This window comes from Brevundimonas sp. DW-iso22, assembly GCF_058725425.1.
Genome location: NZ_JBZXEB010000004.1, coordinates 413,190 through 438,339, shown reverse-complemented (window position 1 = coordinate 438,339; position 25,150 = coordinate 413,190). Strand labels below are relative to the sequence as shown.

25 protein-coding genes are annotated in these 25,150 nt (G+C 66.3%); 8 read left to right on the top strand and 17 right to left on the bottom strand.

Annotated elements, in window-relative coordinates:
* Position 1 precedes the first annotated feature (1 nt).
* Both AC4PRM_RS08505 and chpT read right to left on the bottom strand, forming a co-directional pair.
* Positions 2–421: a response regulator gene (locus AC4PRM_RS08505; protein ID WP_373258302.1), complete on the bottom strand. Its 420-nt coding sequence runs from the start codon at positions 419–421 to the stop codon at positions 2–4.
* A 53-nt stretch (positions 422–474) separates the two neighbouring features.
* Entirely contained in the window at positions 475–1,161 is a 687-nt protein-coding gene (gene chpT / locus AC4PRM_RS08500; RefSeq protein ID WP_373258301.1) for a histidine phosphotransferase ChpT, read from the bottom strand.
* A 91-nt stretch (positions 1,162–1,252) separates the two neighbouring features.
* Here chpT and cysQ point away from each other — a divergent pair, with 91 nt between their 5' ends.
* Positions 1,253–2,053 carry a 3'(2'),5'-bisphosphate nucleotidase CysQ gene (gene cysQ, locus AC4PRM_RS08495; RefSeq protein WP_492039516.1) on the top strand — a complete coding sequence of 267 codons (801 nt, stop codon included), beginning with the start codon at positions 1,253–1,255 and terminating at the stop codon, positions 2,051–2,053.
* On the opposite strand, the gene AC4PRM_RS08490 is transcribed toward cysQ, so the two are convergent.
* The 4 genes from AC4PRM_RS08490 to AC4PRM_RS08475 form a co-directional block, all read right to left on the bottom strand.
* Positions 2,050–3,291, bottom strand: coding sequence for a hypothetical protein (locus AC4PRM_RS08490; protein ID WP_492039515.1), 1,242 nt, complete (start codon positions 3,289–3,291; stop codon positions 2,050–2,052). The two genes, cysQ and AC4PRM_RS08490, sit on opposite strands and share 4 nt — an antisense overlap.
* Before the next feature lie 133 nt (positions 3,292–3,424).
* Entirely contained in the window at positions 3,425–3,775 is a 351-nt protein-coding gene (locus AC4PRM_RS08485) for a hypothetical protein (protein ID WP_492039514.1), read from the bottom strand.
* A gap of 90 nt (positions 3,776–3,865) precedes the next feature.
* On the bottom strand, positions 3,866–5,353 hold the full coding sequence (locus tag AC4PRM_RS08480) for a DUF1570 domain-containing protein (protein WP_492039513.1): 1,488 nt from the start codon (positions 5,351–5,353) through the stop codon (positions 3,866–3,868).
* A gap of 66 nt (positions 5,354–5,419) precedes the next feature.
* Positions 5,420–7,066, bottom strand: a complete 1,647-nt coding sequence (locus tag AC4PRM_RS08475; RefSeq protein WP_487922445.1) for a peptide chain release factor 3 — start codon at positions 7,064–7,066, stop codon at positions 5,420–5,422.
* Positions 7,067–7,255: 189 nt separating this feature from the next.
* On the opposite strand from AC4PRM_RS08475, the gene AC4PRM_RS08470 reads away from it, so the two are divergent.
* Entirely contained in the window at positions 7,256–7,393 is a 138-nt protein-coding gene (locus AC4PRM_RS08470) for a hypothetical protein (RefSeq protein WP_373258296.1), read from the top strand.
* Between the two features lie 57 nt (positions 7,394–7,450).
* Here the strand turns inward: AC4PRM_RS08470 and AC4PRM_RS08465 are convergent, their stop codons facing one another.
* The 3 genes from AC4PRM_RS08465 to AC4PRM_RS08455 form a co-directional block, all read right to left on the bottom strand.
* Positions 7,451–9,073 carry a DUF1570 domain-containing protein gene (locus AC4PRM_RS08465; RefSeq protein ID WP_492039512.1) on the bottom strand — a complete coding sequence of 541 codons (1,623 nt, stop codon included), beginning with the start codon at positions 9,071–9,073 and terminating at the stop codon, positions 7,451–7,453.
* 97 nt (positions 9,074–9,170) lie between these two features.
* Entirely contained in the window at positions 9,171–9,551 is a 381-nt protein-coding gene (locus AC4PRM_RS08460; RefSeq protein ID WP_373258294.1) for a hypothetical protein, read from the bottom strand.
* A gap of 128 nt (positions 9,552–9,679) precedes the next feature.
* Entirely contained in the window at positions 9,680–10,018 is a 339-nt protein-coding gene (locus AC4PRM_RS08455) for a DUF1491 family protein (protein ID WP_487922447.1), read from the bottom strand.
* 57 nt (positions 10,019–10,075) lie between these two features.
* Here AC4PRM_RS08455 and AC4PRM_RS08450 point away from each other — a divergent pair, with 57 nt between their 5' ends.
* Positions 10,076–10,948 carry a hypothetical protein gene (locus AC4PRM_RS08450; RefSeq protein WP_492039511.1) on the top strand — a complete coding sequence of 291 codons (873 nt, stop codon included), beginning with the start codon at positions 10,076–10,078 and terminating at the stop codon, positions 10,946–10,948.
* Here AC4PRM_RS08450 and AC4PRM_RS08445 read toward each other — a convergent pair.
* A complete protein-coding gene (locus AC4PRM_RS08445) occupies positions 10,945–12,648 on the bottom strand; it encodes a sensor histidine kinase (RefSeq protein WP_487922449.1) in 1,704 nt (567 codons plus the stop codon). The two genes, AC4PRM_RS08450 and AC4PRM_RS08445, sit on opposite strands and share 4 nt — an antisense overlap.
* A gap of 184 nt (positions 12,649–12,832) precedes the next feature.
* On the opposite strand from AC4PRM_RS08445, the gene AC4PRM_RS08440 reads away from it, so the two are divergent.
* The gene (locus tag AC4PRM_RS08440) at positions 12,833–13,273 is read left to right on the top strand and encodes a SufE family protein (RefSeq protein ID WP_492039546.1); all 441 of its coding nucleotides are present in this window, start codon (positions 12,833–12,835) and stop codon (positions 13,271–13,273) included.
* Here the strand turns inward: AC4PRM_RS08440 and AC4PRM_RS08435 are convergent, their stop codons facing one another.
* Positions 13,274–13,981, bottom strand: a complete 708-nt coding sequence (locus AC4PRM_RS08435) for a DUF6456 domain-containing protein (RefSeq protein WP_492039510.1) — start codon at positions 13,979–13,981, stop codon at positions 13,274–13,276.
* The gene (locus AC4PRM_RS08430) at positions 13,978–14,334 is read right to left on the bottom strand and encodes a helix-turn-helix domain-containing protein (RefSeq protein WP_492039509.1); all 357 of its coding nucleotides are present in this window, start codon (positions 14,332–14,334) and stop codon (positions 13,978–13,980) included. The genes AC4PRM_RS08435 and AC4PRM_RS08430 overlap by 4 nt, the downstream gene beginning before the upstream one ends.
* A 305-nt stretch (positions 14,335–14,639) precedes the next feature.
* Between AC4PRM_RS08430 and ctrA the strand changes: the two genes are divergently transcribed.
* From ctrA to AC4PRM_RS08410, 4 genes are all read left to right on the top strand, one after another.
* A complete protein-coding gene (ctrA, locus tag AC4PRM_RS08425) occupies positions 14,640–15,347 on the top strand; it encodes a response regulator transcription factor CtrA (protein WP_487922452.1) in 708 nt (235 codons plus the stop codon).
* A gap of 198 nt (positions 15,348–15,545) precedes the next feature.
* On the top strand, positions 15,546–16,076 hold the full coding sequence (locus tag AC4PRM_RS08420) for a hypothetical protein (RefSeq protein ID WP_492039508.1): 531 nt from the start codon (positions 15,546–15,548) through the stop codon (positions 16,074–16,076).
* A gap of 235 nt (positions 16,077–16,311) precedes the next feature.
* A complete protein-coding gene (locus AC4PRM_RS08415) occupies positions 16,312–17,601 on the top strand; it encodes an OmpP1/FadL family transporter (RefSeq protein WP_492039507.1) in 1,290 nt (429 codons plus the stop codon).
* A gap of 182 nt (positions 17,602–17,783) precedes the next feature.
* The gene (locus AC4PRM_RS08410) at positions 17,784–18,290 is read left to right on the top strand and encodes a hypothetical protein (protein ID WP_373258285.1); all 507 of its coding nucleotides are present in this window, start codon (positions 17,784–17,786) and stop codon (positions 18,288–18,290) included.
* A gap of 107 nt (positions 18,291–18,397) precedes the next feature.
* Here the strand turns inward: AC4PRM_RS08410 and AC4PRM_RS08405 are convergent, their stop codons facing one another.
* The 5 genes from AC4PRM_RS08405 to pal all read right to left on the bottom strand — a co-directional run bounded on the left by AC4PRM_RS08405 (position 18,398) and on the right by pal (position 25,136).
* The gene (locus tag AC4PRM_RS08405) at positions 18,398–19,900 is read right to left on the bottom strand and encodes a DEAD/DEAH box helicase (RefSeq protein ID WP_373258284.1); all 1,503 of its coding nucleotides are present in this window, start codon (positions 19,898–19,900) and stop codon (positions 18,398–18,400) included.
* A gap of 367 nt (positions 19,901–20,267) precedes the next feature.
* Positions 20,268–22,199: an ATP-dependent zinc metalloprotease FtsH gene (gene ftsH / locus AC4PRM_RS08400; protein ID WP_487922457.1), complete on the bottom strand. Its 1,932-nt coding sequence runs from the start codon at positions 22,197–22,199 to the stop codon at positions 20,268–20,270.
* Between the two features lie 95 nt (positions 22,200–22,294).
* Positions 22,295–23,470 (bottom strand): PP-loop family protein, encoded by a 1,176-nt coding sequence (locus tag AC4PRM_RS08395; protein WP_492039545.1) that lies wholly within the window; start codon positions 23,468–23,470, stop codon positions 22,295–22,297.
* A gap of 131 nt (positions 23,471–23,601) precedes the next feature.
* Complete coding sequence (locus AC4PRM_RS08390; protein WP_487922459.1) at positions 23,602–24,465, bottom strand: tetratricopeptide repeat protein; 864 nt, start codon at positions 24,463–24,465, stop codon at positions 23,602–23,604.
* A 116-nt stretch (positions 24,466–24,581) separates the two neighbouring features.
* Positions 24,582–25,136 (bottom strand): peptidoglycan-associated lipoprotein Pal, encoded by a 555-nt coding sequence (gene pal / locus AC4PRM_RS08385; protein WP_492039544.1) that lies wholly within the window; start codon positions 25,134–25,136, stop codon positions 24,582–24,584.
* Between the last annotated feature and the right edge of the window lie 14 nt (positions 25,137–25,150).

The following is a 25,150-nucleotide window of genomic DNA, read 5'->3' as shown; positions in this document are numbered from 1 at the left end:
GTCAGGCGGCTCCCACTTCGGCGAATTTGGACGTCAGGATATCACCGTCGAACGGCTTCATCACATAGTCGTCTGCGCCCGCTGCCAGCGCCTCGGCGATCCGTTCGGCGCGGGTCTCGATGGTGCAGAACAGGACCTTGGGGCCTGCCCCGCCCGGCAGGACGCGCAACCGCCGCAGGAAGGCCATGCCGTCCATTACCGGCATCGACCAGTCCAGCAGGATGACCTCGGGCATGGAGGAGGAACAGAAGATCAGGGCCTCAGCGCCGTCGCCGGCCTCGTCGACCTCGAAGCCCAGTCCCTCGACGATACGGCGCGCCACCTTGCGGATGATGCGGCTGTCGTCGACGATCAGACAGGTTCTGGGGGTCAAGAGAACTCCAATCCGCAAAGCGTCCACAACGTCCGCGTGTGTGAACATCCCGATCATCGGCTGTGCCGGTTAACGGAACCTTGGCAAGGCGCGTTAAGATATCACCGTGGCATGCGAACGGTGAGGATAACCCGGCCCTCTTCGGCCTGAACGGACAGGTCGCCGCCCGCATCATTCGCCGTCAACCAGAGCCAGTAGGGCTGGATCCATTGCCCTTGCAGCCCCTCGGCCAAGGGCTGACCCGCCAGCCCTGTCACCGCTTCGGGCTTCAGTCGTGCGCGGGTGCCTTCCGCCAGGCCTTCGAACACGATCAGGTCGTTCTCTACCCGGCTGGACACCGTGGCGATGCCACCGGACGGAAGGGCCGCCATGGTCAGGTAGGCCATGTTGACCAGCGCCCGCGACTGCGCCTTCGACCACGACTGATCCTCCACCTTCCACACCAGGCTGGCCCGACCTCCGCCGGTCAGGGCATCGACGATGCCGCCCAATTCGCCGCCCGAGAATTTCTCGGCCGTCGTAGCCGCCCCGAAGGCGACACGGGCGAAAGCCACCAGGGCGATCATCTTGGCCGCGCTGGCCTCGATCAGGCCCATGGCATCGTCACGCATGTCCTGGGCCGAGGGGTCCTTCAGCAAATCCAGCCCGGACGAGATCGCGCCCGCCGGACTGATGAAGTCGTGGCACAGCTTGCCCGCGATCAGAGCGGCCAGGTCCTGGCCATCGGGCATCCGGGGGGCGGGGGCATCATGCAGGCGCGTCGTGGAGAGCGTGTCGGTATCGGTCATCGGGCCTAGAGACAGTCATTTATGAGGATGCGACGACGCTGACCTGATTTGCCGGTTCATGAAACCGTGCGGATGCTCTATCGCAGCGCGAATGACTGATCGCCTGTTTGCCAACCTGAAAGCCGACCTCGCATCGGGAGCCTTGACCGAGGCCCTGGCCGACATCGCCGAGGACGCGGCGCAGGTCATTCTGCCTTTCTGGCGCGCTGGAACGGTGGCGATGACCAAGGCCGACGACAGTCCAGTCACCCTGGCAGACCAGCAGGCCGAAGCCCTGATCCTGTCACGACTGGCGGCTCTGTATCCGGACGTGCAGGCTGTGGCCGAGGAGGCGGTGGCCGACGGCGGCGCGCCCGCGATCACGGGTGACTGGTTCTGGCTGATCGATCCGCTGGACGGCACGCGCGGCTTTGTGGCGGGCAAAGAGAGCTTCACCGTCAACATTGCGCTGGTGCACAAGGATACGGTCGTGGCCGGCGTCGTCACCGCGCCCGCGACTTCGACCACCTGGCGCAGCGGCTCGCATCCGGACGGCGGGGCTTTCCGGCGTCGCTTCGGCGAGGGCTGGCAGGTCATCAAGGTGCGCGACCGTCCGGCCGCACCCATGGCCGTGATGAGCCACAGCATGACCGATGTGGAGGCCAAACGCCTGGCCTCGCGCCACGGCTGCACCGAATGGCAGGGCACGGATTCATCGCTGAAGTTCTGTCTGATCGCCGAGGGGCGGTTCGACGCCTATCCGCGCACCGGCCCGACCTCGGAATGGGACACGGCGGCGGGGCAGGCGGTTCTGGAGGCCGCAGGCGGCCGGGTCATGGCCGAGGACGGCACGCCCTTCTGCTATGGAAAGCCGGGCTTCCTGAATGGCGGATTTGTTGCTGTGGGCGGCTAGGCCCGCGCCATCCTGAAGGCGATCCGCTCGGCCTGTTCGGCCAGAGCCAGGGCTCCCCATTCGCGCGCGGTTGTCGCCGCCTCTGCCAGCATCATGCCGACCGCGTGGGGCCGAGATCCAGTCAGACGCGCCCGCGACAGCATCAGATGCGCCATGCCCATCTGGTCGGCGGCCCAATCCAGCGGGGGGCGACTGACGGGCTTGGCCAGACGGCGGCGAACGATCGTCTCCAGTCCCTGGATGGCCTTCACGTCGCCCATGGCCTCGGCCAGAGCGGCCTCGGCGGCCATGCGTCGCTCGCGGGCCATGGCCCCCATGATCAAGCCCGGCTCACGCGTCATGGTCTCGGCCTGGGCCAGAACCATCAGGGGCGTCTGTGTGGCACCCTGCGCCAACTGCACCGCGACCCAGTCCAGCGGACTGTGGTCCGGCGTGAACTGGTCGGCGGCGGCGTCGAACAGGGCCTGCCCCTGAGCCTCTGCCTCGATATCGTTAGCCAAGTTCGCCAGCGCCTTCAGCCCGACGGCGGCCAGGCAGAGGGCGCGGGCCCGCGTCACAGGCCGGTACTCCGGGGACGCGGTCTCTACCAGCGCTCGCAAGTCCTGTCCGACCCGGTCCAGCAGGGCGACGTCCCGCCGTTCGACACCCCGACGCAGGGCCAGGCCGGCCCAATCCAGCGTCAGGTCTTCCGCGACGGTGGTGGACAGGTGGCGGTGGTCGCGCCGCGCAGTGTCCAGCAGCGCCAGGGCGTGATCGGCCTCTTCGGTTGTCTGCACCAGGTCAGCCCGGCGTGCGGTCAGGCGAGCGCCCAGGGCCCCGGCCCAGGCGCGCGTCGATGCTTTCTCGGGGCTCAGACCCTGAATATCCATCAGGGCCGCGTTCAGCCGCTCAGGCCCGCCGAACAGGTCGAACCGCGCCAGGTGGATCTCGCCCGCTTCAAGGCCCGCCGCCACCGTCTGGTCCGATGTCCGCGCATGCCGGGCCGCGTCACTCGCGCAAGACGCTGCGCGTTCCAGGGACGCCGCCGATCCCGTCCGCCGCGCATGTTCGCGCCACATGAAGGACGCCCGCATCCAGGCTTCGAAAGGCCGGGCGCAGGACACCCGTCCGGCGTCCGTGGTCTCACGCTTCGCCTCGGCCTCCAGCAGGTCCGCGCCGATCAGCTCCAGCCAGCCCAGATCGTCGCTCTCGCGCGCCTTTTCGAACAGCTTGCGCAGGTCTCGACCGAACTCGAACATGGCCGTGGCGACTCCGTTATCCCGCTTCGGGACGAAGGATGCGCCCCGGTGGCTTCCTACGCAAACGCAGCGCCACCGAGCCGGTTCGGCTTGACCGTGGGAATGACACAGGCTGCGCGGGCCTTGAGCGGTCTCAGCCCAGGTTCGGCGTGCGCGCGCGGCAGGTCTGCAGGGCGGTCCGCGCCGCTTCGTCCCGGGCTGTCAACTGGCGCACCGCCTGAATGCGGGCGCGGGTCATGTCCGCTTCCACCGCGGCTGTAGCACGTCCTGCGGCCTGGCCGGCCTGAATGGTGGTCAGCGACCAGTACAGGGCTGCATCATAGAGGGCACGGCCCTCGCCGCTCTCGCCCCCTTCAAGCTCCGATGCCGCCTGGGCCAACCCCGAACAACGCAGGGCTTCCGTATAACCGAGGGCAGGCGGGCGCGAGGTCGGCGGGTTTTGATCGACTGAAAACAGTAAAGTCGTCGCAATCAGCGCGAACATGAGAACTCCGTTGACCACTTGTGAGCGCCGCTCACAAGCATAGGCGACTGCCGCCCGACTGTCGAAAACGGATTGGAGCTGGCCACGGCCTCACTCATCTTCGGCCTGTCCGCGTCTCAATGCGATCTGGCCCAAAAGCTGCCTCGCCTGTTGCACGCCCGGTCCGCCATGCGGATCGTTGACGATGGGTGTCAGGAGCGCCACGGCTTCGTCGTAACGTTCATCCTCCAGCATGGCGATGGCGGCATCTCCCCGGATCGACATCACCTGGGGCGCATACCGAACCGCCATGGCCCAGGTCATCAGATCGTCCTGCGTCGGATAGTCTGACGCCATGCGCCGCAGCCGTGCGAGCGCGGCATAGACACGGTAATCCTTGGGGCCCGCCTCTCGTGCCCGGGTCAGCAGGTCCAGAGCGCGGCTCCTTTCACGGTCGCCCTCGGCCTCGTCCGCCGCCACATCGGCCCGCTCCTCGACGATGTCCGCCAGCAGCAGCAGGCCTTCGACCTGTGCGGGTTCCAGCTCCAGCGCGCGCGTCAAGGCCGTCTCGGCCGCCGCTGCGTCCCCCCACCGACGTTCGGCGCGGCCTAGGGCGACCAGGGCCAGCGCATCATCGGGGAACCGGGCTGCATTGGCCCGACTGGTGGCCAGCAGGGCGGGGCCGTCGGTCTCTTCCGGCCGCGGGCTGCGCGCGTTGATCAGGGGCAGAATCACGCTGTTCCACGACGGCGGCAGGGTGGACACCGTGATCTGCGGGGTGATCGGCGGGATTTCCATCTCGGAAAAGTACAGTCGACCGCGAACATAGGTTTTCAGCTGTCCCTCGAGCGCCGCCAGAGGAAAGCCGAAGCTCGCCTGCCAAGCCTCGACCGGATCCTGCCCATTCGCCACCGCGTTCAGATAGCCGTTCAGCGCCCGGGCCCGCCCCTGATCGGCCAGGACCCAATGCGTCAGGGCCCAGGACTGCGCATAGTACATGTTGCGCCCGGCCTCGGTGTCGATGTCGAACGAGCCCTTGGCGCGCAGCAGTTGATCCATCGGGAGCCAACGGCCCTGCTGCAGCCGTTGCTGACGACCGGCATTGGGCATGCCGAAGGCTGCGGCCCCGCGGTCACTGACGGTCGCTGTCGAATAGTATTCGGCTATCCCCTCGCTGAACCAGCCCGGCAGCCGGCCCTGGCCCGCATTGGCCATGAAGTGGTGAGTATATTCGTGCAGCAGAAGATCATCGCTCTGGCCACGCACCAGAATGGCGAAGATGTCGTTCTCGCTGGCCATGTAATAGCCGTCGATGCCGTTCGGCAGTTGCGGCTGGGCAATGCGCAGCGCCCGGGCGTCTCCGACAAGGTAGACAGGCAGCTTTCGAAGATCGTTGACGGCTGGTCCCCCCAGCCGCGCCCGCAGCAGACTGTGAAAGCGCTCCAGCTTGGCGGTGTAGTCCCGCAGCGAGCGTTCGGACCCGTCGCTGTAGACGACGAAATGCTCGCTCTCCGCCTTGCGCCAATCGGCCCATGCCGCAGAGGGGGCGAGCGTCAGCAGGGCCAGAACGAGGGCGATGAAGCGCGCGGTCGAAATCAAGGCAACCTCCGTGATGGAGGGTCATCTAGCCTCGAAATGCGACGAACAGTCCAGCCCGGCTGTTCGCTACCCCCGTTCCTTCGTGCGCGTGAAAGCCACGTTCGGGAAGCGTTCGCCGACATAGCCGGTTTCCCAGCTCGACTTGGCCAGGAAGACGGGGTCGTTGTCGATGTCGGTGGCCATCTGGCCGCGATATTTGCCGGCGAAATCCTCGACGTCGGCCTTGGTGCCGCCAACCCAGCGGGCCTCGGCGTAAGGGCTCGGCTCGAAGATGACTTCCAGCCCGTATTCCTCGCCCAGACGGTCGGCCATGACCTCGAACTGAAGCTGGCCGACGGCCCCGACGATGAAGTCGCTGCCCAGTTCGGGCCGGAATAGCTGGGTGACGCCTTCCTCGGCCAGGCCGTCCAGTGCCTTCTTCAGGTGCTTGGCCTTGAGCGGATCCTTGACCCGGACGCGCTGCAGGATCTCGGGCGCGAAGTTCGGCAGGCCCGCGAACCGGATCATGCCGCTTTCGGACAGGCTGTCGCCGACGCGCAGGACACCGTGGTTGGGAATGCCGATGACGTCGCCGGCAAAGGCGTCCTCGGCCAGTTCGCGGTCGCTGGCGAAGAACATGATGGGCGCGTTCACGCTCAGCTGTTTGCCGGTGTTCTGGACCTTCAGCTTCATGCCGCGCTTGAAGGAGCCACTGGCCATGCGGAACATGGCGATGCGGTCGCGGTGGTTGGGGTCCATGTTGGCCTGGACCTTGAAGACGAAGCCGGTGACCTCGTTGCTGCCCGGATCGACTGTCAGATCGACGGGCTCGGGGGCATTGCGCGTCTCGGGCGGGGCGGCCTTCTGGGCCTTCATGACCTTGGGCGGCGGGGCCCATTCGCCGATGGCGGCCAGCAGCTCGTCAATGCCGAAATGGCGCAGGGCCGAGCCCCACAGCACGGGCGTCATATGCCCTTCCAGAAACGCCTGACGGTCGAAGGCCGGATAGCCGCCGGTCACCAGTTCGGCCGCGTCCATCAGCTCCTGATGCTCGCCCGGCTCGAAATAGCGTTCGGCCTCGGCCAGGGGCAGGGCCTCGGGATGGCCGGCATCCTCGGTCGCGCCGGGAATCTTGCGGGCATAGGGCTGGAAGGTGCCTGTGCCCATCTCGACCATGCCGCGCAGGCGGTTGCCGCTCTGGGCCGGCCACCAGATCGGGGCAGGGTCGAGCTGCAGCTTGGACGCGATCTCGTCCAGCAGGGCCATCGGGTCCTGAGCCTCGCGGTCCAGCTTGTTGATGAAGGTAATGATCGGGATATCCCGAAGACGGCAGACCTCGAACAGTTTCAGCGTCTGCGGCTCGATCCCCTTGGCGGCGTCCAGCACCATGATGGCGCAGTCGGCGGCCGTGAGGGTGCGATAGGTGTCTTCGGAAAAGTCCTCGTGCCCCGGGGTGTCCAGCAGGTTGAACATCTTGGCCACGCCGTCGGATGTCGTGTGCTCGAACGTCATGACCGAGGCGCTGACCGAGATGCCGCGCTCCTTCTCTATCTTCATCCAGTCGGACTGGGTGCGCCGGTTCTCGCCGCGCGCCCGCACGGCCCCGGCCGCGCGAATGGCTCCGCCCGCCAGCAGGATATGCTCGGTCAGGGTGGTCTTGCCGGCGTCCGGGTGGGCGATGATGGCGAAGGTCCTGCGACGCAGGGCCTCCTGTTCGATGGTCAGTTTCGACATGGAGTTTCCTTGAGCCGCGCGACCTAGCGCGGACCGCCTCAAAAGTCACCCGATGCGCGGACGCAGGCCCGGTCTGTCAGTGAAAGCGAATACCCCTTGGCAAGACAGGGTTATCGGGTTCATTGTGATCGCAGGCGAGACGTCCCGGTCACGCAATCGGGCACCGCCTTTGGAAACGAAGGAACGGACATGGCCCTGATTGACGACCACAAACCCCCTCAAGCCCACCGCGACGGCCCCCATCCGGCGATCTGCCTGATGGCCGGGTTCGGCGTGATCATCGCTGCAGCGATGATTGTGCACGTCGTCTTCAACATGATCATGTGACCTGGCCGCCGGACACGTGCGTTTTGCACGTGTTGATCTAGCGGATGTCCAGCAGCGTCAGTCTGCTGAAACCTCTGTCTCTGCCGTATCTTCCGGTGCCTGGACGATGGGATCAACGGACTGGCCGAGGGCAGATTGTGCCGTAGCCACAAGGGCCTTGGCTCGCCGCGACCAGGATCCTCCGTGGGGACTGTTCGCAACCGGGCGCAGAACCACGATCGCTTCGGCGTTCATGTCGCGCGACATATAGGCTCGCGCCAGCCTCATACGTATGTCGAAGGATTGGGGAGCCAGCTTGAGGGCGACGTCCAGGGTGGAGAGGTCATTGTCGTTGGGGTAGCCGGGTTCCCCCCGACGCGCTTCGTTGAGCGCGCGGTAGGTGAGGAAATTCAGGGGGTCTGCGTCAAGAGAGCGCGCGAGGTAAGCGACCGCCTCACGTCGATTGCCTGTGGCCTCGGATGTTTCCGTGTCCGGCCCCGTTTCATCCATAAGCAGTTCCGCCGCCAAGCGGAGGAGATCGGGATCCGTTTGATCGCGCGTCAGATGTGGTTCCAGAACCTGGAATCCAGCGCGGGAGTTACCGGCAAGCCTGTGCCCCCTTGCGACGACGCGAAGACGCAAAAGCTCGTTGCCGTTCCCGTTGTGTGCGGCGAGCGCAGCCCGGATAAGCTCGGCCCGATCCTCAGCGTTTTCCCTGATCAGCGTTTCCCGGCGCTGGCGTGCCCGGTCGGTTTCATCCTCGGGCGGATCTGACACTTCCACCTTGACTGGTTCACGGTCCAGCCTGAGGTCAAGCCACAGAAGCTCGGCTTGTTCAGAAGAAAGACGTGAGACTTTCACTTCAGGAGTAGGAAACTGAACTTGCGGAATGTGGACCTGAATGGCCCCAGAGAGGTAAAGGCGCATGTCATTCTGTAGCTGCGCTGCGCTTCGACCGGTGACACGCTCCATGGCTTGAACCGAGTCCTCGCCTTGCGTAACAGCCGCCAGATAAAGGCCCAGCATGCGGGTGCGTTCGGGCGTGCTCATGAAATAATGGGTCAGCCCCCAAGCCTGGGCATAATAATCACCGGCCCGGTAACGACCCGAGTCAGAGATTCTCCATTTCAAGACATCAGCCATCGGGGCCCAGCTGTTGGCTGGAAGCTGCACGAAGTAGGTCATCCGTCCTTCGTCATGTCGACCGAACTGGATCCGGTCCGGTCGGACATCCGCTGTCGAATAGTATTCGGCAAACCCTTCCACGAACCATGAGGGATAGGCGTTGGTCATCATCTGATACATGAAATGGTGGCCATATTCGTGAAACAGAGTGAGGTCGCCCCTGCTGCTCTCGGTGTTCACAACGGCGTGGATCCTGCCTGAGTTCGGCGAATAGAACCCTCCGACCGATGGACCAATGCGAGGCTCAGCCCGAAGCATGTCGCGGCGACCGTTTGCCAGATAAATCTCCAGCCTGGGGATCTCGTACTCTGACTGGGCCGGATAGTAGGTTCGCAGGAAGCTATCGAAGCGTTCGACCTTCTCAGCGTAAGCGCGCATCTCTCTTTCGCTGGTGTTGCCGTAAATGATGAAGTGTTTCGTCTCTGCTTTTAGCCATTCGGCATGCGCAGAGCTCGCCAGACCAAGAAAGACGGCTACAGCAGCCAGGATGCCAATCCCGAGAGACTTGATAGACAATGTGATGGTCCCCTGACGCGCCTAAGTTGCGTCAGAATAGGCACCTGAGCGATCAAGGTTCAACCCACCTCATCGCCACATTCGGCGCCAGGATTGATCAGGCCGCCAGGCGGTTCCAGACGGCGCGGTCGGCGGCGACGGCGTCCAGCTTGCCGCGCGCATTCTTGCGCTGGAGCTGGCCCAGAACGACGTCGGGCAGGGCGCAGAAGCGTGGCTCGACCAGGTCGGGGTCGCAACCGGCCTCGGGCGCGGCGAACAGGGCGGCATTCACTTCCGGGCTGCGGTCGTGGATCAGCCAGGCCAGACGACGGGCGCGCTGCGGGTCGTTCAGATGCAGCAAGGGGTCCTCGGCGAACAGCTCGCAGCCCAGCTCCAGCACATAGTCCAGGCCCAGCGTTTCGAAACGGCGCGCGTCGCCGGGCGTGACCGGGCAGGCCGCGTCCAGGTCGAACACCACGTCGTTCAGAAGAAACAGCATCGGAACACACCACCACAGGCCGGACCTTTCTGGCCCGTTGGAAGTGACACTACCGCGATGCACTTGCGGTTCCGTTTGCGAACTGGGTTAAGGATTTCGCACCAACCGAGCGCACGGCTCAGGATTGGTTAGCTACGCTCGCCAGCCACCTTCTCGGTAATGAAGTGCCGCCCCTCGCGGTCCTCGATCTCGACCACCCAGACGTCGGGGTCGTAACCGATCTGGCGCTGAATATAGGCGTCCAGCTCGCTCTCGAACTCGCTCTCGACGGGCTGCATCCACAGGCGCTCGCCATCGGGACCGAAGGCTTCACTATAAAGACGGGCGCGGCGGGTGGAGGTGTCGAAGGCCTTGACGATGACGGTACCGGCGCGGGCATCGCCCTTGCGCGCGACGGTAGCGAACGACCCGGCCAGCTCGGCGCGGCGTATGAGGGCGGACACCCACAGATCGCTGGAAAGAAGCAATTCGTTCACCCTGCTCGGAAACCGGACCGGAACGCATGGGCGTCTAAGGGTCGCGTCATGACGATAGGGCAGAATGCCGAAAAGACGAAGCGCGACGGGCATCCAGCACGCGCGGCCCTGACCGCCGTGGTGGCGGGCGGCATGCTGGCCGTGGCCGTCCCGGCCTCGGCCGATCCGGCGCAAACCTACTATGAGCGCAGCTTTGTGCTGGCCGCCGACGCCCGCTGCGACCTGTTCCAGCCTCGCGTCAACGCCGCCCTGACCGCCGCTGCCTATCAGGCGCGCGGCGCGGCCCTGCGATCGGGCGCGGCGCAGACGGACCTCAGGGCCACGGCGGCCCGTGCCCGATCACGGGCGGCAGCTGTGTCATGCGGCGACACTGATCTGAAGACTGTTCAAGCTCGCGTCGACAATGCCTTTGCCGGCTGGTCGCGCATGCCGCGCATGGATTTCGAGGGCTGGTCCGCCAATCGCGCGGCCTATTCCAGCCCTACCTGGCGTCTGATGCAGGCCTCGGCCAGCGGGGCGGCCCCGGTTCAGTTCGGCTTCGGCGGTGGCGACCCCGTGCTCAGCGCCGTCGTATCCTTTCCCGGCAAGCCGCGTCCTGTGGCAGCGCGGGTGGTCATGCGGGACGCCTCCCTGCTGCCGCGCCCGTGGCTGTTGAATGACGCCCTGCCGCCCGCCTCGGTCCGCACCAGCCTGTGGGCCACGGGCGTGTCGCCAGCGGACGAAGGCCTGCTGGCGGCCGAACGCCGGTCAGGCGAGGCCTGGCGGTTTCCGGCCCGGACGACATTGGCGCTGGAGGCGCTGGATCCACGCGAACCCTTCCTGGTCGAGTTTCACTTCCGTGACGGCAGCGTGGCGACGGCCCGGTTCACCGCCGGTGATTTCAGCGCCGGGCGCGCCTTTCTGGCGATGGGTAGCCTCTAGGCTGATCCGCCGTTCGCCAGCGGCATCGGAATGATCTCCGCCCCGCCCTCCGGCACCGGAGCCCGCGCGGGCACGGCTACCGGCATGCGCACCGTCACGGCCGTGCCCTCGCCCAGGGTGCTGTCGATGCTCATCTGGCCGCCGTGCAGTTCGGCCAGGGCCCGCACCAGCGACAGACCCAGACCGGTGCCCTGACGGCGCTGCTCGATCGCGCCGGCCTGTTCGAACGGACGGCCCAGGCGTTTGACGTCTTCCGGTGCGATGCCGACGCCGGTGTCGGCCACGGCGAGCTCCAGCCACGCCCCGACCGCCTCGCTGGTGACCGTCACGGCCCCGCCTGCGGGCGTGAACTTCACCGCATTGGACAGCAGGTTCAGCGTAATCTGTTTCAGCGCCCGCTTGTCGGCGGACACCTCGACCGGCTCGGACGGCAGGACGGCTGATAGTGTCACGCCGCGTTCGTCAGCCGTGACCCGCACCAGCGCCACGGCGGCCGAAATGATCTCGCGTGCATCGAACCGTTCCAGCGACAGGGTGTAGCGTTCGGCCTCGATCTTGGAGACGTCCAGCACATCGTTGATCAGGTCCAGCAGATGCCCACCGGCTTCGTGGATGTTGTCTGCATATTCGCCATAGCGGCCTGGCAGGGGGCCAAAGATGCGCTGCCGCATCATGTCGGCAAAGCCCAGAACGGCATTCAGCGGCGTGCGCAGTTCGTGGCTCATATTGGCCAGGAAGCGGGTCTTGCCCGCCTCGCGCGTCTCGGCCTCGAACCGCGCGGCCTCCAGTCCCAGTTCGTGAGCATACTGTGGTGTGGCGTCGAAGGCCTGGACGACGATGCGCGGGCCGTCGGCCTCGTCCAGACGGCGCAGGTGAAGTTGCAGCCGCCGATCCAGCGCTCCGCGCGGTGCGACCCGCACGGCCGCGTCCTGACCGGACAGGGCCCTGGACAGGGCGGCCAGCAGGGCCGGGCGATCTGGCGCATGGACTGCGGCGATCAGGCCCTCGGCGAAGAGGGGATCGACCGACACGCCCACAGGCGGACGGCCATAGGCGGCCCGAACCCCGCCATCGGGTGAAACCACCAGCGTCAGACTGCCCTGCGCGGCCATCAGGCTTTCAAGCCGGCTCACCTCCGCCTCGGCATGGGTCAGTCGACGCTCGCCCTGTCGCCAGGACAGACGAACGGCCGGGATAGCCGCTCCCGCCGTCAGCAGCGCCGCGACAGTCGCCAGCACCGGCCGGTGCGGCCCGACATCGACCAGCAGGGTGGAGAACAGCCCCGACAGGACCGCCAGCACCACGCCGATGGCCCCGATCTGAACGGCTCGCGATCCGCCCATGGCCAGGCCCGCCGCGAGCGGCAGAAAGACGAAACCGGCCAGAGGTCCGCTCAGTCCACCCGAAAACGATGCCGCGATGACAGCGGCCAGTCCCCAGGCGGCCAGCAGGAGCAGGCGTTCGGCCTGGGTGTTGCGGATCAGAAGTCCAACCCCGATCAGACCGGGCACCACCATGGCCACGATGCCGTAGAAGATGGCCCCGTCGACGGCACCCAGCCATCGCCCGCCCAGCGCCAGCAGAGCCGCCGCGACGGCCCACGCGGCATGCCAGGCGGCCAGCGCCGGGCCGTCCTCTGCGCGGGCGGAACCGGCGAGGGGGCGAAGCGGCGCGAGATCGGGCTGCGGCTGTGGGGTCAAGTCGGTGTCATGTCGTGCCCGGACGATATCTCCGGTCCTGTCAGACTAGCGAACGGGGTGAGTCGTCCCAAGGCGGTTCCCGCCACAGGCGACTGCCACAAGGTCGCTGCGTCGCCCTGCGTCACGATTTCCGGGGATGGATGCGGCGGTTGTCGTTAACGCCCGCTCGGCCTATCTGGCCCACATGACCGCAACGCCGACCGCCGACCGCCGCTTGATCGACGACACCTTGGCCGAACTGGTCGAGGAGTTCGACCTGCTGGGCGACTGGGAGGGGCGGATCGAATACGTCATCGACCTGGGCAAGGGGCTGGCTCCGCTGGACGAGGCGGACCGCATCGAGGCGCACAAGGTGCCCGGCTGTGCGGCCCAGGTCTGGCTGGCCGTGCATCCGACCGGCGACCGCCTGGTCTTCACCGCCGACAGCGACAGCGCCATCTCCAAGGGCAATATCGCCCTGTTGCTCAGTCTGTATTCCGACCGCACGCCGGACGAGATCCTGGCCTTCGACGCCCGTGCGGCCCTGGACCGGCTGGGCCTGCCGCAGGCTCTGACGCCCCAGCGGGCCAATGGGCTGAACAATATGGTGGGCCGGATACGCGCGGCGGCGATGGCTCAGGCCTGATCACCCGATCCGGTAGTGCACAGCCAGGTCGGTCAGGCCCTGGATCAGCAACGCCCTGCCACTGCGACGCCTCAGGCCCAGGTCCTGCTCCGCCAGTTGCAGGGACGAGGCGCGAATGCAGATGGCTTCGACCATCGCCCGGGCTGGGCCGCAGGCGCTCAGCGCCGCCTCGACCCTGCGGCCCGCGGCCATGGACTGATCTCCGGGCTCGGCCCGTGTCGCCGATCCACCGCCGGAGCGGGGCAGGGCATCCCAGCGCATCGTCAGTGACGGCCCGCGCAGTGCGGCCTCTGCGTCCAGCCCCAGCCGCCCTGCCGCTGCTACCTGGGCGGGCGACAGCCAGGCCTGGCCGTTCTCGTCCTTGCGCCTCGCCAGCCAGACGATCGGCGACTGGCCCAGATTGGCGCGGCGAGGGGTCCACCGACCGTCGGAGTCCATGATCAGAGCCACCCCGTCGATCATGCCGGGTCGGCCCGGTTCGGAGGTGGCATCGCCGCCGGCGCGCGCGGTTCGGGGCATCCAGCCGCCGCCGCCCCGGACGCGCAGGCCGGGCTGGGTCATCAATTCCCGAAACGTCGCCTCGCCGAACGTCAGCAGCACCCTCGCTCTGCGGGTGGTGCCGATCCGCAGCGCATAGGTCTGACCGGTCGCATCCACCCATGCGCCTGACCGCGCCAGCAGCCGCCTCGCCTTGGCCAGATCGCTCATGCCGACAGCTCGCAGCGCGGGGCCTCCAGCACGTCGCGCAGGTTGCGCTCCAGCCGGTCCATCAGGGCGTCCAGCCTGGGCTTGTCCCGCTCGTCCTCTGCCCAGCGACAGGCCGCCGCTGCCGTCGTGCGGTTCATGCCGAACGCATGCCCCACATGATCCAGTGTCCAGCTGTAGGTCACATGCGCCAGATACATGGCCAGCCACCGTGCCTTGCACGCCGCTCCCGACAGCCGTGCCCGGGCCGTCATGCTCTCCACCGGCACGCCCGTGGTGGCCGCCACCATCTGGAGCGCCAGCCCCGCCTTGATCCGGTCGCCCTGCGTCACCTGAACCCGATATGTCTGCGCCATCGATACACCCCTCGCTCACTGATCGCCCGGTCGTTTGCATGCGCCGGTCGTGAGAATAGGAATATAGTCCTGCTACGTCAGTTGCGGTCGTAGGCGTCCGATAGGCGACCGAGGGGCTGTGGATCGAAGAATTTTCGCCGGATTGACTCGCGGACTCTCGACGGCGATTCGCAAATCAGCCTACTGATTCTCATATCGGGACGGCGTTAACCTTTCTTAAGGTTCTGATAGATTAACGTCGGAACAAGGTTACCCGTTAAGCGGGGCCATATTCATACGGTTGAGCTTAGCCTGGAGGGGCCTGAATGCGCGTTCTGCTTATCGAAGACGATCACGCGACCGCGCAAAGCATCGAGCTGATGCTGAAGTCGGAAGGCTTTAACGTCTATACGACCGACCTGGGGGAAGAAGGCATCGATCTGGGCAAGATCTATGACTACGACCTGATCCTTCTGGACCTCAACCTGCCCGACATGAACGGCCTGGAAGTCCTGCGCCAGCTGCGCGTCGGCAAGGTCAACACCCCCGTCATGATCCTGTCGGGTTCGACCGAGATCGAGACCAAGGTCAAGACCTTCGGCGGCGGTGCCGACGACTACATGACCAAGCCCTTCCACAAGGACGAGCTGATCGCGCGCACCCACGCCGTGGTCCGTCGCTCCAAGGGTCACGCCCAGGCCATCATCCACACCGGCGAGATCGCCGTGAACCTGGACGGCAAAACGGTCGAGGTGCACGGTCACCGCGTCCACCTGACGGGCAAGGAATACCAGATGCTGGAGCTGCTGAGCCTCCGCAAGGGCACCACCCTGACCAAGGAAATGTTCCTGAACCACCTGTACGGCGGCATGGACGAGCCCGAGCTGAAGATCATCGACGTCTTCATCTGCAAGCTGCGCAAGAAGCTGGCGACGGCCGCCGGCGGCAAACACTATATCGAGACCGTCTGGGGCCGGGGCTATGTCCTGCGCGACCCGTCGGAAAACGCCGCCCCGGCCAGCGCCGCGGCCTGATCTACAGGGACGAAACACCAGAAACGACCCACGCCCGCCGGATCACTCCGGCGGGCGTTTTGGTGAGTGCGGGATGGGCCGAGGAGCGGCCGTGTTGAATGTCCGCTATGGGTGGAAACCAGACCTCTGTCGCCTTTGAGTGGGGAGCGGACAGGCTCCTCCTCCTGTAGCTATGACGGCGGATATTGGAGATAGTTCATGGGGCGGATGTCTGAGGTCCTAAAGATCGTTGCGTTCGCGACTTGTGCAGCCATCACGTACGGCATCCTTCACGATCAAATCACTGCTCACTTGTGCGTTGAGTATTTTACGATCGCTCATCCTCCCGTTTTTCCGACAAGCTCGCCAGTTCTGCTGGCGATCGGATGGGGGATAATCGCAACTTGGTGGGTCGGATTGTCGCTGGGGCTCGTACTGGCCTTTGCTGCCCAGTTTGGTCGCGCTCCGACGATCCCTCTGAGGATGCTGCGGCGACCAATAATCTTGTTGATGCTGGTATGTGGCGGTGTGGCCTTGGCGGCCGGATTGTCCGGCGCTGTACTAGTCGGGTCTCAAGTTGCCGCCGTCCCAGGCATGTGGGGCGCTGTGATTCCGGAAAGCAAGCACGTCGCATTTTCGGCAGCAGCGTATGCGCATCTGGCCAGCTATGCCTCGGGTGCCATCGGTGGGTTGTTTCTCATCCTCCGGACTGCCGGGCTTCGCAGCCGAATCGCCAAGATGAATGTCTGAGAAGGGTCGGAAGCGGTCTTTTCGTTCGCCTCGCAAAACAAGCCATTTGCGGCCAGGCACCTCCCTACTCGCCTTCCACTGTTCGGTGACCCACTAAACATCGATCACCTTCGCGCGAGGCGACCCCGCAGGCGTTGCAGCCCGGGACGCGGTCGCCCATTCCACGCGGGCCTCCCCGGCACAGTTCCAGTCCCGCCGCCGATCCGATCGGTGCCGCGTTGTGAAAGTCAGTCCCATGAACACGTCCCGCCTTCTTCTGGCCGGCGCGGCTTCGGCCGTTGCCGTCGCCGCCGCATCGCCCGCCGCTGCCCAGGCCTATTATCTGCAGGAACAGTCCGCCCGCGCCGCCGGCCGGGCCTATTCGGGCGAGGCGGCCGATACCGGCGTGTCGTCGCTGTGGTGGAACCCCGCCGCCATCGCCCGCAGCGGGCGCGAGGTGACCGCCGGAATCCATGCCGTGGCCGTGGGCTCGGAGGTGAACAATGCCGGATCGACCTTGACCTATCCCGGCGATATCACGGTGCCGGTCGCGGGCAACAACGCCAACAGCCCGATCGAGAGCGGCCTGGTGCCCAACTTCGCCATCGCCACGCCCGTCGGCGACCGGTTCGCCGTCGGCCTGGCCATCGCCGCGCCCTACAACTTCACCACCAAATACCAGCCCGAATCCTTCGCCCGCTATGACGCCCTGACGTCCGAACTGCGCTCGGCCAACATCGGCCTGGTGGGGGCGATGAAGGTGACGGACTGGCTGGACATCGGCGCGGGCTTCGACGCCCAGTATGCCAAGGCCAAGCTGACCTCCGCCCTGCCCAATCTGTCGCCCGCGCTGCCGGACGGGTTCTCCTCACTGGAAGGCGACGGCATCGCCTATGGCTGGAACGTGGGCGCGCAGGCGCATCTGGGTCGCTTCGACCTGGGGCTCAGCTACCGTTCGTCCATCGAGCATGAGCTGGACGGCGACGTCCTGATCTCCGGCCTGGTCGGGCCGCTGGAGGGCGCCAATGTCGACACGGCGGGCACCGCCGGTTTCAGCACGCCGTCCTTCATCGCCGCCTCGGTGCGCTATCGCGCGACGGACAGACTGACCCTGAACGCCCAGGTCAACCGCATCGGCTGGTCCGAGTTCGACGCCATTGAAGTGGTCTATCCGACCGGTGGCCAGACCATCGTTCAGGACTACAGGGACGTCACAACCGGCGCGGTCGGCTTCGACTATGCCGCGACCGACACCCTGACCTTCCGGGGCGGTTTGGGCTACACGCCGACGCCGACGCGCGATACCGAGCGTACGGCGCGCATTCCGGACTCCAACCGCTGGCTGGTCTCGGGCGGTCTCTCCGTCAAGGCGACCGACCGGCTGACGATGGACCTGGGCCTGACCTATGTCGCCTTCGAGGACGGCGACATCTTCAGCGACCGCACGTTGTACGAAGGCACCCCTGCCGCCACCCTGTCCAGCCTGCGCGGCACCGCCGAGGGCTATGGCCTGGCTTGGTCGCTGGGCACGCGCTGGGCGTTCTAGGCGAGCACACACCCCGGACAAGACGACGCCCGCCGGATCGCTCCGGCGGGCGTTTTCGTGTGCGGAGTGGGGCAGAGAGCGGACGTGTTGAATGACCGTTGAGGGTGGAAAGCGGGCATCGCCATGGATCGGTAGGGTCTGATGTGCTCCACTTGGTCTGTTACTCATGAGGGGCGAAACCGATGGGCCGTCTGAACATCATTGCGGCCACTGCGGTGCTGATCGTTTCTTCGCCAGCGTTGATGCACTGTGCCCCCTTGCCATCATTCGCCCAGTCGGATGCCGCGCCCCTTCGGTCGGATGTCCGGCGGATTGTGAACCAGATTGCTTCGCTGCCTCGGGGGCGGGCCAGCGCGGAGCGACAGCAAGGATTATTCGACGAACTGATCGCCATCGGTTCCGAAGGCGTGCCGACACTGATTGCTCTTATGGATGATCGTCGGCAACTCCCATGGTCCGCCATTTCACTCAAAAATCGTTCGCCTGATGCGTTCGAAGGAATCCGACATTACGGCCCGGAGCTAATGGTCGATGCCTTGGCGGCGGTGCTCAATCAGATCACCGGCGAACATTTCGGTTTCATCTACAACGGAGCATCAAATGCTGACCGCGCCGCATCAGTCGCCGCATGGCGTGAGTATCTCAAGAGCCGCCTGAGCAGTGACCTTCAAGCGGTGCCGAGCGATTAGCACCGTCCGCCATGGGGCGAGACCTGACCTTGGCTTCTGATCGCAAATACGACAACGCCCGCCGGATCGCTTCGGCGGGCGTTGTTTTTCAGGTCACTTCAAGGCGATCAGCCCTTGGCGACATAGCCCTTGCCGCCGTTGGAGGGGCGGCGGTTGCGGGGGCGGCGCTTGATCTCGCCGGCGGGCTTGCCCTCGGCGGCAGGCGCGCTGGTGTGGCGCGGGTCGTTGTTGCTGTTGCGCGGACGCTCGCGCGCCAGCGGATCGAAGGCGCGTTCCGGCACCGGACGGGCGTCGCGGCCCGGACCCGGCTTGCGGACGCGGTGCGGTTGTCCGCCGCCTTCCAGCTTGACGCCGTCGCGGCGCGGGTTGCGCGGGCCGCGCTGCTGCTGGCGATCGCCGCGCCCGTCGTCGGGCATGGAGGCCTTGGACTTGACGCCCGAGGCCATGATCGACTGGTCCAGCAGGGCCAGCGACTTGTCGTTGCGACGGTCGGTGGCCGGGATCTTCTGGCGCGTGACTTTCTCGATGTCGCGCAGCAGCTTCATCTCGTCGCCGGCCACGAAGCTGATGGCCGAGCCGTCCTTGCCCGCACGGGCCGTCCGGCCGATGCGGTGGACATAGGCTTCCGGCACATGCGGCAGCTCGAAGTTCAGCACGTGCGAGACGCCGTCCACGTCGATGCCGCGGGCGGCGATGTCGGTGGCGACCAGCACGCGCAGCTTGCCGGCCTTGAAGGCGGCCAGGGTGCGTTCACGCTGGGGCTGGCTCTTGTTGCCGTGGATGGCTCCGGCCTCGACGCCGCCGGCCTCCAGATAGGCCGCGACCTTGTCGGCCCCGTGCTTGGTCTTGGTGAAGACCAGGCAGCGGGTATAGCCGGGATCGGCGAACATCTCGGTCAGCAGGGCGCGCTTCTTGCCCTGTTCGATATGGATGATCGACTGGTTGATGCGCTCGACCGTGGTCGCTTGCGGCGTCACCTGGACCTTGACCGGATCCTTCAGCAGCTCACCCGCCAGCTTGCCGATCTCGCTGGGCATGGTGGCCGAGAAGAACAGGTTCTGGCGCTTGGCCGGGATGCGCGACACGATCTGGCGGATCGGCTTGATGAAGCCCAGGTCCAGCATCTGGTCGGCCTCGTCCAGCACGAAGATTTCGGTCTGCGACAGGTCCAGATTGCGCTGTTGCAGGTGGTCCAGCAGACGACCGGGCGCGGCCACCAGAATGTCCAGACCCTGGTTCAGGGCGCGTTCCTGACCGCCGTACTTAACGCCGCCGAAGATGACGGCGACGCGGAAGCCTAGGTGCTTGCCATAGGATTTGAAGCTCTCGCCGATCTGGGTGGCCAGTTCGCGCGTGGGGCTCAGCACCAGGCAGCGCGTGGTGCGCGGCACCGGCGCGATGCGGTTGGCGGCCAGACGGTGCAGGATCGGCAGGGCAAAGGCGGCCGTTTTGCCGGTACCCGTCTGGGCGATACCCAGCAGGTCCTTGCCGGCCATCACGTCCGGAATGGCCTGGGCCTGGATCGGCGTGGGGATGGTATAGCCTTCACTGGTCAGCGCCTGCAGCAGGGCCGGGTTCAGACCAAAGGATTCGAATGTCTTGTTGCTCATGTGGAGCCGTTTCTTTCGCGTATGTGGCGACGCGCAAACGGCCATGGCTCAACGCCGAAAAGGCCGCGCACCGCCAGTCCCGATAGAGCCTCGAAATCGAAGCCGCCGGGGTGGTCGGGCGCCGCCCCGCGTGTCCGGGCAGCGAATGAATCTTGAGGGCCGGCCGCTGCTACAGTCAGGTCTTCGATAGACGGAAGACCCACACGCGCTGGAGCGCACCGGATATCGCTATTGTGCGACGCAGCGCAAATGGACGCTCAATACGGCCAAGTCAAGGCGTCGCTTGTTTTGAGCCTGGCAACCCGGCCCAAGACAAAAGGCCTCCGGATCGCTCCGGAGGCCTTGGTCTGTGTGGCTGTATGGAGCCCTAGTGAACAGTCGGCTGCTCGACCTCGACGGTCACGCCATCCGACACCGGGGTGATGGGCACGGAGACTGAGGGGCCGGCGTTGGGGAAGTTCGACTCATCGCGGTTGGGGGCCTGACCCTTTTCGATCAGGTCCTTGATCTCCTGGCCGGACAGGGTTTCGTACTCCAGCAGCGCCTGAGCCAGGGTCTCAAGATCGGCGGCCTTGGTCTTGAGGATCTTGCGGGCCTCGTTCCAGCCGGAGGTGACCAGCTTCTTGACCTCGGCATCGATGATGCGGGCCGTCTCTTCCGAGACGTTCTGGCTGCGGGCGACCGAGTGGCCCAGGAAGACCTCCTGCTCGTTCTCGCCATAGGCCACTGTGCCCAGCACGTCGGAGAAGCCCCACTGGGTCACCATGCGGCGGGCCAGTTTCGTGGCCTGCTGGATGTCGGATGAGGCACCGGAGGTGATGTTGTCCTTTCCGAAGATCAGCTCTTCGGCGACGCGGCCACCCGCCATGATGGCGATGCGATCGACCATCTGGCGGTATTTCATGGAGTAGCGGTCGCCTTCCGGCAACTGCATGACCATGCCCAGGGCCTGGCCGCGCGGGACGATGGTCGCCTTGTGCACGGGGTCGGCCATCTTGACGTTCATGGCGACGATGGCGTGGCCGCCTTCGTGATAGGCGGTCAGGCGCTTTTCTTCCTCGTTCATGGCCATGGAGCGGCGCTCGGCCCCCATCATGACCTTGTCCTTGGCGTCCTCGAAATCGCGGTGAGTGACCATGCGGCGATCCTTGCGCGCGGCCATCAGGGCGGCTTCGTTGACCAGATTAGCCAGATCGGCACCGGAGAAGCCGGGTGTACCGCGCGCGATCGTCTTGACGTTGACGTCGGCCGCCAGTGGCACGTCCTTCATGTGCACGCGGATGATCTTTTCGCGCCCGTTGACGTCGGGATTGGGCACCACGACCTGACGGTCGAAGCGGCCGGGACGCAGCAGGGCCGGGTCCAGCACGTCGGGACGGTTGGTCGCCGCGATCAGGATGATGCCTTCATTGGCCTCGAAGCCGTCCATCTCGACCAGCAGCTGGTTCAGCGTCTGCTCGCGCTCGTCATTGCCGCCACCCAGGCCAGCGCCCCGGTGACGACCGACGGCGTCGATCTCGTCGATGAAGATGATGCAGGGGGCGTTCTTCTTGGCCTGTTCGAACATGTCGCGCACGCGGCTGGCGCCGACGCCGACGAACATCTCCACGAAGTCCGAACCGGAGATGGAGAAGAAGGGCACGCCCGCCTCACCGGCCACGGCGCGGGCCAGCAGGGTCTTGCCGGTACCGGGAGGGCCGACCAGCAGGGCACCCTTGGGGATCTTGCCGCCCAGGCGCTGGAACTTGCCGGGGTCTTTCAGGAAGTCGACGACCTCGGACAGTTCTTCCTTGGCTTCGTCCACGCCGGCGACGTCCTCGAAGGTCTTGCGGCCCTTGTGCTCGGTCAGCAGCTTGGCCTTGGACTTGCCGAAGCCCATGGCACCTCTGGCTCCACCCTGCATCTGACGCATGATCAGGAAGTAGAAGCCGATGATCAGCAGGATCGGCAGGGCGCCGATCAGGACGTTCAGCCAGATGGAGGTGCGGGTCGACTTGATGTCGACCTGGGCACCCGTCGCCTGAATGCTCTCGATCAGGTCGCCATTGGGCAGGGTCGTGGTCGTGGTGAAGCTGGTGCCGTTCTTGAGCGTACCGGTCAGGGTCTCGCCCTTGACCTCGATGCCGGCGATCTGGTTGCCGTTCCGGTATCCGACCAACTGGGTGTAGGTGATGGGCTCGGGACGTGGCGCGGCCTTCTGGCCGGGCATGGGGGTGTTGCCCCCGCCGCCGAAGGCCATGAACAGCGTCAGCGCGCCCAGGATGATCACGCCCCAGATGGCGAAATTGCGCAGATTCATTCTCGTCTCGATCCCTCGGGACGCGAAGCCGCCCCGTCAGCCTGTGATGTCAGCACTCGAAATAGGCGTTTCCTAGCCCCAGCGCCATGTCTTGCTCAGGACAGATGGCGCTCATGCGTCACTGCGTCCAGTGCCAGCGCCAGTCTCTGTTCGACCAGGGAGCGCGCCTGACCGATGGTGCCTGCAAGAACCGGGGCATCCGAACCGTTCCGGATCAGTACAGGCCGGGTTGGGCGTGCGGCGGCAGGCAGGGCGTTCAGGACGGCGCGATCGGCTTTCGACAGCGCGCTCATGCGACCGGCGGCGGCGGTGACGGTCCAGCCGGGCTCGGAGACCGTGATGGCCCAGCGACCGTCCCAGACGGCCTCGATGCCGGGGTTCAGGGTGATGTCGGGCGGCGGGCGGCGGGTGAACTCCCCGGCTTCGCGGTGGATGAAGATGTGGTCGGGTGTCGCGTGAAGTCGAGCGCCGCAGAGGGTGGCGGTGAAGGTGTCGTCGGTCGCCAGTCTTGCGATGAGGGCGTTCAGGCGGTCGCCACGGGGCATGCGTTCGCCTCCCCCAGCGCAGACGAAGGCTGCGGCGAGGGTCGGCGTAGAGATGGTACGGTCCAGGGTCAGGAGACCCTCTCCCGGTGGGAGAGGGCTTGAGCGCACGGCAGCAAAGCTGTCGTTCTGGCGCGAAAGGGTGAGGGCGTCAGGTGCCAAGGTCGTCAAGTACCGTAACCCCTCATCCGAGGGGGCTGCCGCCCCCCCACCTTCTCCCAATGGGAGAAGGGATCTGCGTGCGCGGCTCCTGGCGAATCTGACATCCTCATTACCCGGATCATCGGTCCAGCCCGCGCCCTGCGCCGCCAGCCAATCCCGCAGGGCCTGGCGTCGCACCTCCAGCATTGGCCGCAACAGCATCAGGCCGCGGCCCTCAGGCCAGACGGGGGAGGGCGACCATTCCCGCACCCGACCCAGGGTCGACCCCTCGGCCCGCATCCAGTTGCCCTCGGCCACATCGTCTGCGGTGTGGCCCAGCAGGATGACGCGGGCTCCGGCCGCGCGGGCGGCCTCGGCCAGCCGGGCGTGGCGCGCGCGGCGGGCGGCGGCGGGCAGGCCTGTGCTCGGCTTGGGGCCATCCCAGCTCAGTCCCTGCCAGTCTGCACCCTCGGCGAGGGCGGCGTCGCGGGCGAAGGTCGTCCAGCGAGGGCTGTCGGGGTTCAGACCGTGGTCGATGGTCAGGGCCAGGATGCGGCGACCACTCTGACGGCCCCAGTCGGTCGCCAGTTTCAGTAGGGCCAGGGAGTCACTGCCGCCTGAAAGGCCCAGGGCGACAGGTGCATCGACATGAGTGATGAGCTTGGCGCTCAGGCGATCGAGGACACCGGCAAAGGCGACGGTCGCATCGTCCGACGAGATCAGGCGCAGTCCGCGTCGGAGCGCACGCGGGCGGCGACGCTGCGCAGGTCCGCCGAGGCGCGGGCGTTGTAGCGGCGGGTGAACTCGCCCAGGGCTGCACAGGCTTCGGCCGGGCGCTGGGTGGCGGCCAGGCCACGCGCCAGCTTCAGGGTCACTTCCCCGGCCCAGGCGTCAGTGGGCCAGCCTCGCAGGGCGCGGGCGTAGGCCGAGACGGCGGCACCCTGGTCTCCGGCGGCACGGACGGCGTCGCCGATACGCCACTCGGCCTCGCGGCTTTCGGACGTGTTGGGCCAGTTGGTTATGACCCGTTCCAGCGCTTCCAGTCCGCCCTGTCGGTTGACGGTGACCAGGGTGCGGGCGGCGGCCAGATCGCTGGCAGCGTCTCCGGTGGGGGAGGCGGCGGCCTGTTCGGCTTCAGCTTCGCGCTGGGCGGCGGCGGCCTGGGCGGCGGTTTCCATCGTGCGCAGGCGGGTTTCGGCGTCTCTCAGCCGGGTACCGATGGCGGCGTTGTCGCGCTGGCTCTCGTCCAGCTGGAAGCTTAGCCGCTCCAGGTCGCCATTGACGCGCTGGACGGTGGCCTCGAGGTCGCGCAGGCGGCGATCCATGATGCCGACCTGACCTTGCAGGGCGATCACTTCGGGGTCCGGCTCCACCAGAACCGGCTGACCGGCAGCGTTGCGCTGGGTGACGGCGCGTTCCAGGCGCCGAACGTTGCGGTCCAGTTGCTCGAGCCGGCGATTATCCCACTGGACGGCCGGCAGGGGCGCTGTCTGGGCTACGACCGTCGTCGTCCCGGCGATCAGGACCAGGCCGAGCACGGTCAGGACGGCATTGCGGGGGCGGAAAAGGGCAGGGCGCTTCATGTCCCTGTCGTCCCACCGATTTGCGGCGTCCGCAAGGCTGGCGCTGTTAACGGGTCGCAACAAAAAAGGCACCGGCCGGAGCCGATGCCTTTCCAGGATTCGTTGTGACCGTCAGATCAGCGCATCGCGCCCGAGACGATGGCCGTGTGGCCGTTGCGGTTGCGGGCGAAGGCGTCCTCGGTCGAGCCGGCGGCGATCGGGCGCTCCTTGCCGAAGCTGATGGTGTCGATGCGACCGGCGGGGATGCCGCGCTGGACCAGATAGGTCCGGATCGACTCTGCGCGGCGGGCACCCAGGGCCAGATTGTATTCGGCGGTGCCGCGTTCGTCGGCATTGCCCTCGATGCGGACGGTCACCTGCGGGTAGCGCTGCAGCCAGGCGGCCTGGGCGTCCAGGCGCGGCATGGCGTCGGAGCGAACGTCATAGCTGTCGAGGTCGAAATAGATGCGGTCGCCGACGTTGACGACGAAGTCCTGCTCCGAACCGGCGGCGGGTACGCCAAGGTTGCCGCCGTCCACGTTGCCGGTGCCGGCACCGGGATAGACAGGGTTGTTGGCGGGCGGGACTTCGTTGCCGGCACCTGTATCGGCGGGGCGGCGTGGGGTGCAGGCGGCGATAGCGGTCACGGCCACGCCGACGGCAGCGATACGCATCAGCTTCGAGGTCTTCATCATGGGACGTCTCC